Origin of the sequence: Methylobacterium variabile, from assembly GCF_001043975.1 — a bacterium.
Classification (GTDB): domain Bacteria; phylum Pseudomonadota; class Alphaproteobacteria; order Rhizobiales; family Beijerinckiaceae; genus Methylobacterium; species Methylobacterium variabile.
In genome coordinates, this window is record NZ_LABY01000220.1 from 1 (window position 1) to 7,594 (window position 7,594).

Here is a 7,594-nt window from a genome sequence, read left to right on the forward strand (position 1 = left end):
CACCCGCTCCACCCCCGCCGCCGCCATGTCGCTCCAGGCACGCGCCAGCGAGCCGCCGAGGTCGATCGCCCGGCAGGCATCCTCGACCACCACTGCCTGGAATCCGGCGTCCCGCGCGTCGATGGCGCTCCAGCCGACGCAGTAATCGGTGGCGAGGCCGCACAGGAACACCCGGGTGAAGCCGCGCTCGCGCAGGTAGCCGGAAAGCCCCGTCGAGGTGGTGCGGTCGGCCTCGCGGAAGGCCGAGTAGCTGTCGATCCCGGGGCGGTAGCCCTTGCGGATCACCAGCTGGGCGTGGGGCAGGTCGAGGTCCGGCGACAGCTCCGCGCCGGGCGTGCCCTGGACGCAGTGCTCCGGCCACAGCACCTGATCGCCGTAAGGCAGGCGCACGGTCTCGAACGGCTGCCGGCCGGGATGGCTCGTCGCGAACGAGGCGTGGCCCGCCGGGTGCCAGTCCTGGGTCAGGGCGACGTGACTGAACCGGCGGGCGAGCGCGTTGATCGGTGCGATCACCGCGTCCCCGTCCGGCACCGCCAGCGCGCCGCCGGGCAGGAAGTCGGCCTGGACGTCGACGACCAGAAGGAGATCTGTCTCGGTCGGGCGCATGGCTCAAGGGTCCCCGCTCACCCGGGCCGATCCGGCCCGGGTGCCGCTGCATCGCTCTATCAGGGGTGCATCACGGTGGCGCCGGTGGTCTGGCGCCCGGCGAGGTCGGCGTGGACCTTCGGGGCGTCGGCGAGCTTCGCCCGGGTGTGGACGGGGATCTTCACCGCGCCGCTCTGCACCACCTCGAACAGGTCGGCGGCCATCTCCTCCAGCACCGCCCGGTCGGCGACGTGGGTGAACAGGGTCGGCCGCGTGGCGTAGAGCGAGCCTTTCTGGGCCAGCAGGCTGATGTCGAACTGCGTGACCGCCCCCGAGGCGCTGCCGAAGTTCACGAAGTAGCCGAAGGGCCTGAGGCAATCGAGGGAGGCCGGGAAGGTCGCCTGGCCGACGCCGTCGTAGACGACCGTGCAGCCCTTGCCCCCGGTGATCTCCTTGACCCGGGCGGCGAAGTCCTCGTTGCGGTACAGGATGACGTGGTCGCAGCCGTGCTCGCGGGCGAGGGCGGCCTTGTCCTCCGAGCCGACGGTGCCGATCACCGTGGCACCGAGGTGCTTGGCCCACTGGGTCGCTATCAGGCCGACGCCGCCGGCGGCGGCGTGGAACAGGATCGTGTCGCCGGGCTGGACCTTGTAGGTGCGCCGCAGCAGGTACTGGGTGGTCAGGCCCTTGAGCATCATCGCGGCGGCGGTGTCGTCGTCGATGCCGTCCGGCAGGCGCACCACCGACTTGGCGTCGACCAGCACCTCCTCGGCGTAGGTGCCGGAGGCCGAGCCGTAGGCGACCCGGTCGCCGGGCCGGAAGCCGCTGACCCCCTCGCCCAACGCCACCACGGTACCGGCGCCCTCGTTGCCGGGCGTGAAGGGGAGCTGGGGCACCTTGTAGTGGCCGGAGCGGAAGTAGATGTCGATGAAGTTGACGCCGACCGCGCTCTGGCGCACCCGGATCTGCCCGGGTCCGGGATCGCCGACCGCGACGTCCTCGTACCGCATCACCTCGGGGCCGCCGTACTCGTGAACCCGGATCGCCTTGGGCATCGCCCGCTCCCACATCGTTCTTGGTTTCCGGCCGGGATCATAGGTGGGGCGCTGCGTTCGGCAATGGCCGGGATGGCGGAGCGGCCCCGCGCGACCCAGATCAGGGCGGAACCGTCGGAAGGGATCGTTTCGTGAGCCAGACAGCCGCCCCGAGCACGGACGGGCCCCTGTACGACGTGGCGGTGGTCGGCGCCGGCGCGGTCGGCCTCGCGGCCGCCCTGGCGCTCGCCCGGGACGGGATCGGCACCGTGCTGGTCGGCCGCCACGCGCCGGTGGCCGACGGGCGCACCGTGGCGCTCCTCGACGGCTCGGTGCGGCTGCTGCGGGCGCTCGGCGCCTGGGAGGCGCTCGCGCCCCAGGCCGCGCCGCTGGCCGAGATGCACCTGATCGACGACACCGGCAGCCTGTTCCGGCCGCCGCCGGCCCGCTTCGTCGCCCGCGAGATCGGCCTCGATGCCTTCGGCTGGAACGTCGAGAACGCGCGCCTCGTCGAGACGCTGCGCGAGCGCGCCCGGGCCGCCGCGGACCTGACCCTGGTCGAGCACGACGCCGCCGGCCGCACGCTCCACGAGGACCGGGCCGTGCTGGCGCTGGAGGGTGGCGGGAGCGTCGCGGCCCGCCTCGTCGTCGCGGCCGATGGCGGCGGCTCGCCCTTGCGCGAGGCGGCGGGCCTGGCGGCGCGGCGCTGGACCTACCCGCAGAAGGCGCTGACCACGATCCTCGCGCACACCCGCAACCACCGCGAGGTCTCGACCGAGTTCCACACCCGCGAGGGGCCGTTCACCCTGGTCCCGCTGCCGGGCGGGCGCCGCTCAAGCCTGGTCTGGGTCTCCGCCGAGGCGCGGGCGGAGGCCCTGATCGCCCTCGACGACGCGGCCCTGGCCGCCGCGGTCGAGCGCCAGGCGCAGTCGATGCTGGGTGCCATGCGGATCGACGGGCCGCGGGGCCTGGTGCCGATGCGCGGCCTGTCGGTGCCGCGCCCGGTCGGCCCCCGCCTCGCCCTCGTCGGCGAGGCGGCCCACGTCTTCCCGCCGATCGGCGCGCAGGGATTGAACCTGGGGCTTCGCGACGCCGCCGCCCTGCGGGACGCCGTGGCGGGCGGGCGCGATCCCGGATCCGAGGCGGTGCTGGGGGGCTTCGCCCGTGGCCGGGCCCTCGACGCCCGGCTCCGCACGACCGCGGTCGACACTCTCAACCGCAGCCTGCTCACCGCCTTCCTGCCGAGCGACCTCGCCCGCGGCGCCGGGTTGCTCGCCCTCTCGACCATCGCCCCCTTGCGCCGCCTGGTGATGCGCGAGGGCGTGACCCCGCGCCTCGGGACTCCGACGCTGATGCGGGGGTGACTGCGCCTACCGCGCGTTGCTGGCGCTGCGGCTTGTCGCGCTGGTGGTCAGGGTATCGGGCGACCAGTCGAAGGCGGTGCCGGCCTTCCCCAGGCGCTCGCCGTGGGCGAACAGCGCCCGCATGTAGCCCTGCTCGAACGGCGCCTGCGAGGTCTGGCCGAAGCGCTGGTCGATGGTGGCGACGTGGAGCGGCAGCCCGGTGCGGGCCGCGAAGGCCCGGGTCACCGCGATGGCGCCGGTGGTCTGGGCCTTGATCATCGCCGAGAGCGAGCGGCCGAGGATGCTCAGCATCGAGCGCTGCGCGACCTGGAAGTCGGGTGCCTGCGAGGTGTTGACCACGACGTAGACCGCCGGCGCGGGCAGGCGATCCCCGTCGGCAGGGGCGGTGCCCGCGATCGGCTCCAGCAGGGAACGGCCGGGGGCGACGAAGAACGGGGCCGTGGCGCCGCCGTCGGCGTGCATCTCCTGGAAGCGCTTGGCCCCGGGGCCGACGGAGTCGATCATCACCGGCGGGAAGATGCCGGGGATCGCCGCCGAGGCCAGCAGCACCTCGCGGAAGAGCTTCAGGCCGGCGGGCCCGCCGGCTTGCGCGATGGCACCCATGTCCCACAGGGTCGGGCGCAAGGAATCGAGCTCGGTGGTGACGACGAGGAGGCGCCGCCCCTTGCGGTGCTCCGCCGCCACCGCCTCGAGGAGCGCCGGCGTGACGCTGCGCTCGATGCCGCGCTTGAGCGGCCAGGTGTCGGTGAGGCTCTCCTGGCCGCCGCCGAACTCGAACACGTCCGCCGCAGAGGTCTCGGTGTAGGCCTTCTCCAGGGCCTCGTCCCCCGGCGCGCCGATGAAGGCGAAGGGCGCGATGAGGGCGCCGGTCGAGACGCCGGTGACGACGCCGAAATCCGGCCGGTTGCCGGCGCGGGTCCAGCCCTTCAGCAGGCCGGCCGCGAAGGCGCCGTTCTCGCCGCCGCCGGACAGGGCGAGCCAGGGCTCCCGCGAGGCCATCGCGGCGCGGTCGAGGAAGGCCCGGAACGCCGCCGGGTCGTCGCCAGCAAGCCGCACCGAGGCGGGCAGCCCCTCCGGCCGGGCCGCCGCGAGGTCCCCCGCCGTGAAGCTCGCCCGCACGGTCGAGCGCTGACGGTCCGCCACCGAGCCGGCCTGCGCCGGCACCGCCCCCAGGGCGAATGCCACCAGCGCGGCGCCGGCCAGCCCGCGCCGATTCATCTGTCGGGACATGGTTCTGCCCTCCGCCGCCCGCCTCGCCCGGTGAACGCCGATTGTGCGCCCGCGTTCCATTCCGCATGTGCGAAACGGCACGCGGGCGCAGGATGTTTCCAAAGAACCACTCAGAATACGGTGCTGGGATCTCGTCCGGCGATCAATCCGGCCACCGGGCCGTCCGGGATCTTCTGTCCTGCGTCGCCTCTGTCATGATAATGCCAAAATCAAACGCCGCAAGGTGACATGCGGTGACTTGCAGGTGAGAGCCGAGGGGCCGTCATCGCCGATTCCGGTCGCCTTCAGGGGATCCAGCTGTGAGACCTACCCCGAAAGCATGAGGCGGCGGCTCCGTCGCGGGAGCGACCGCGCCGAACCGGGTGGTACCGGCGCGACGTCCATGGGAGCCCGAGACCATCTGCCGAGGCGCCGCCTCTTTACGGCTGCGTCGCCCCTGCACTAACCCTCGGGCATGGCCGGGGCTCCGCGACGCGGGTCCGCGGGCGCCGGCCGTGCCGGAGGTTGGAGATCCCCATGAAACTGCCGCGCCGCTTCTTCCAGCCCCTGGCCACCGGGGCGCCGGCCCCGTTCCGCGAACTGCCGGTGCGGCTCGAGCGGATGATCCACTTCGTGCCGCCGCACAACGACAAGGTCCGGGCCCGTGTGCCGGAGCTGGCGGCCCAGGTCGACGTGGTGCTGGGCAACCTCGAGGATGCGGTCCCGGCCGACCAGAAGCTCAACGCCCGCAAGGGCTTCATCGCGATGGCGCGGGAGACGGACTTCGCCCGCCACGGCACCGGCCTGTGGACCCGCGTCAACGCCCTCAACAGCCCGTGGCTGCTCGACGATCTGATCGAGGTCGTGGGCGAGGTCGGCGACAAGCTCGACGTCGTGATGGTGCCGAAGGTCGAGGGGCCGTGGGACATCCACTACGTCGACCAGCTGCTCGCCCAGCTCGAGGCCCGGGCCGGCGTGACGAAGCCGATCCTGGTCCACGCCATCCTGGAGACCGCCGAGGGCGTGGCCAACGTCGACGCAATCGCCTGCGCCTCGCCGCGCATGCACGGGATGAGCCTCGGCCCCGCGGACCTGGCCGCCTCCCGCGGCATGAAGACCACCCGGGTCGGCGGCGGCCACCCCGATTACCGGGTCATCGCCGATCCCACGCCGGGCGCCGCGGAGCGGGCGAGCGTGCAGCAGGACCTGTGGCACTACACCATCGCCCGGATGGTCGATGCCTGCCAGGCCAACGGCATCAAGGCGTTCTACGGCCCGTTCGGCGACTTCTCGGACGCCGCCGCCTGCGAGGTGCAGTTCCGCAACGCCTTCCTGATGGGCTGCGCCGGGGCCTGGACCCTGCACCCGAGCCAGGTCGCCATCGCCAAGAGCGTCTTCGCCCCCGATCCGGCGGAGGTCGCCTTCGCCAAGCGCATCCTCGAGGCGATGCCCGACGGCACCGGCGCGGTGATGCTCGACGGCAAGATGCAGGACGACGCCACCTGGAAGCAGGCCAGCGTGATCGTGAACCTCGCCCGGCTCGTCGCCGCCAAGGATCCCGACCTCGCCCGGGCCTATGGCCTCGACGGCTGAGCCCGCGATCCCGGCGCCGGACCTCCCGGCATCGTGAGGCTCCGGGAGCGGCACTTGCGCCGAGCGCGGCTCTCGCGCCGGTGCAATCCGGCTTCCGTTATCCTATGTGACGCCCATGCCTCTCGGACAGACTTCTTTCGCCATGCCCGCCCCGCAGCCCGACGCCGCGCCCCTCGGCGCGGTCATCCGCCTCGCCAAGTTCAACATCGGCGACGTCGTGCGCCACCGGATCTATCCCTTCCGCGGCATCATCTTCGACGTCGACCCGGTCTTCGCCAACACCGAGGAGTGGTGGCAGGCGATCCCCGAGGAGGTGCGGCCGTCCAAGGACCAGCCGTTCTACCACCTGCTCGCCGAGAACCAGGACACCGAGTACGTCGCCTACGTCTCGGAGCAGAACCTGGTGCCGGACCGCTCCGGCGAGGCCCTGCGCCACGCCCGCATCGCCGAGATGTTCGAGCGCGACGCGGAGGGCGGCTACCGGATGCGCGGCGACGCCGCGAACTGATACTCACGGTCGGTGGACGATCGTCTTCGGTTCCGGTCTCGAACCGTCGCCACGCTTTTCTCGTCAAGCCTTCGGCCTGGTGTCGGCGATTCGAGATGGCGCGACGGCCCCGTCGATCTCGGGCAGGTCCGGGATCGACAGCGATGCGTCAGCGCCCTGGGCCGCTGGCATGAGCCGGCGCGCCTGATCCCGGGAACCCTCGCCGCTTCCGGCGGCCGCTCCGCGTCGGTTGCCCGCGCTGTCGATTCCCAATGGGCCGGCACGACAACTTATGTGAACGAATATTGATCGTTTCATCATAAGATACCGCCAGTGTTGCATGTGTCCGACTGTCTGTCACTCATCCCGATGATCTGCCGATCGTCGCGGTGATGCTTCCTGCGCGCACGGGGGGTGGCCATGAGCAGTGGAATCATGAGCAGCGGGATCCAGCCTCACAACGCCAGGCCGGCCGGCATCTGGAATTCCGGCGGCGGCCGCTACGACGAGATCAGCCGGGGCATCGCCGACAGCATCGCGCATTGCGTGCTGCGCCTGGATCCGCGGCCCGGCGAGCGGATCCTCGACCTCGCCACCGGGACCGGCTGGACCTCGCGCCAGGTCGCGCGGCGCGGGGCGGAGGTCGTCGGCGTCGACCTCGGCCCCGACCTGATCGCCTTCGCGGCCGAGCAGGCCAGGGCCGAGGGCCTGACCATCAACTACCGGATCGGCGATGCCGAGAGCCTGCCCTTCGACGACGGCGCCTTCGACGCGGTGATCTCCACCTGCGGCGTGATGTTCGCCAGCCGCCCGGAGGCCGCGGCGGCGGAGCTGGCGCGGGTCTGCCGCAGGGGTGGCCGCATCGCCCTCACCACCTGGACGCCCGACGGCGCCGTGTTCGAGATGTTCACGGTGATGAAGGCCTACATGCCGCCGCCGCCCGCGCCGGCCCCGCCCTCACCATTCGAGTGGGGCCGCACCGCGCGCGTCGCGGAGCTGCTGGGCCAGGACTTCGAACTGGCGTTCGAGCAGGGCGTCTCGTTCTATCGCGAGCCGAGCCCGGAAGCCGCGTGGGAGACCTTCTCCACCGGCTACGGCCCGACCAAGGCCCTGGCCGCCGGCCTCGACGAGGAGCGCCGCGCCGCCTTGCGCCGCGACTTCGTCGCCTTCCACGCGCGGTTCGCGACCCCGCTCGGCATCTGCATGCCCCGCGAGTACTGGGTCACCCGCGGCCTGCGCCGGTAGGGCGCCCGTCACGCCGGCACGTCCCGGCACCGCCGCGGCGATGCCGGGCCCGCCTCGCGCCCCCGGCCGGGGGCGCT

The 7,594-nt window shown here is 72.7% G+C and carries 7 protein-coding genes; 4 read left to right on the top strand and 3 right to left on the bottom strand.

The genetic code is table 11. From position 1 onward, the window contains the following. The coding region (gene pncA / locus VQ02_RS27630; protein WP_048447459.1) for a bifunctional nicotinamidase/pyrazinamidase at window positions 1-606 on the bottom strand (606 nt) is incomplete at its 3' end. A gap of 59 nt (window positions 607-665) precedes the next feature. Continuing rightward, a complete protein-coding gene (locus VQ02_RS27635) occupies window positions 666-1,640 on the bottom strand; it encodes a quinone oxidoreductase family protein (RefSeq protein ID WP_048447465.1) in 975 nt (324 codons plus the stop codon). A gap of 131 nt (window positions 1,641-1,771) precedes the next feature. On the opposite strand from VQ02_RS27635, the gene VQ02_RS27640 reads away from it, so the two are divergent. Continuing rightward, a complete protein-coding gene (locus VQ02_RS27640; RefSeq protein WP_048447460.1) occupies window positions 1,772-2,983 on the top strand; it encodes a UbiH/UbiF family hydroxylase in 1,212 nt (403 codons plus the stop codon). Between the two features lie 6 nt (window positions 2,984-2,989). Here VQ02_RS27640 and VQ02_RS27645 read toward each other — a convergent pair whose 3' ends face one another. Next, the gene (locus VQ02_RS27645; RefSeq protein ID WP_048447461.1) at window positions 2,990-4,213 is read right to left on the bottom strand and encodes a patatin-like phospholipase family protein; all 1,224 of its coding nucleotides are present in this window, start codon (window positions 4,211-4,213) and stop codon (window positions 2,990-2,992) included. 516 nt (window positions 4,214-4,729) lie between these two features. On the opposite strand from VQ02_RS27645, the gene VQ02_RS27650 reads away from it, so the two are divergent. The 3 genes from VQ02_RS27650 to VQ02_RS27660 all read left to right on the top strand — a co-directional run bounded on the left by VQ02_RS27650 (window position 4,730) and on the right by VQ02_RS27660 (window position 7,517). Then, a complete protein-coding gene (locus VQ02_RS27650; protein WP_048447462.1) occupies window positions 4,730-5,785 on the top strand; it encodes an HpcH/HpaI aldolase/citrate lyase family protein in 1,056 nt (351 codons plus the stop codon). Window positions 5,786-5,927: 142 nt separating this feature from the next. Beyond that, window positions 5,928-6,293, top strand: coding sequence for a heat shock protein HspQ (gene hspQ / locus VQ02_RS27655; protein ID WP_048447463.1), 366 nt, complete (start codon window positions 5,928-5,930; stop codon window positions 6,291-6,293). A 414-nt stretch (window positions 6,294-6,707) separates the two neighbouring features. Then, the gene (locus VQ02_RS27660; RefSeq protein WP_048447464.1) at window positions 6,708-7,517 is read left to right on the top strand and encodes a class I SAM-dependent methyltransferase; all 810 of its coding nucleotides are present in this window, start codon (window positions 6,708-6,710) and stop codon (window positions 7,515-7,517) included. Window positions 7,518-7,594 lie beyond the last annotated feature (77 nt).

Excerpts from the sequence above, each read along its gene's own strand:
- VQ02_RS27645 (WP_048447461.1), bottom strand. The coding sequence starts at position 4,213 with ATGTCCCGACAGATGAATCGGCGCGGGCTGGCCGGCGCCGCGCTGGTG.
- VQ02_RS27635 (WP_048447465.1), bottom strand. The coding sequence starts at position 1,640 with ATGCCCAAGGCGATCCGGGTTCACGAGTACGGCGGCCCCGAGGTGATG.
- VQ02_RS27650 (WP_048447462.1), top strand. The coding sequence starts at position 4,730 with ATGAAACTGCCGCGCCGCTTCTTCCAGCCCCTGGCCACCGGGGCGCCG.
- VQ02_RS27660 (WP_048447464.1), top strand. The coding sequence starts at position 6,708 with ATGAGCAGCGGGATCCAGCCTCACAACGCCAGGCCGGCCGGCATCTGG.
- hspQ (WP_048447463.1), top strand. The coding sequence starts at position 5,928 with ATGCCCGCCCCGCAGCCCGACGCCGCGCCCCTCGGCGCGGTCATCCGC.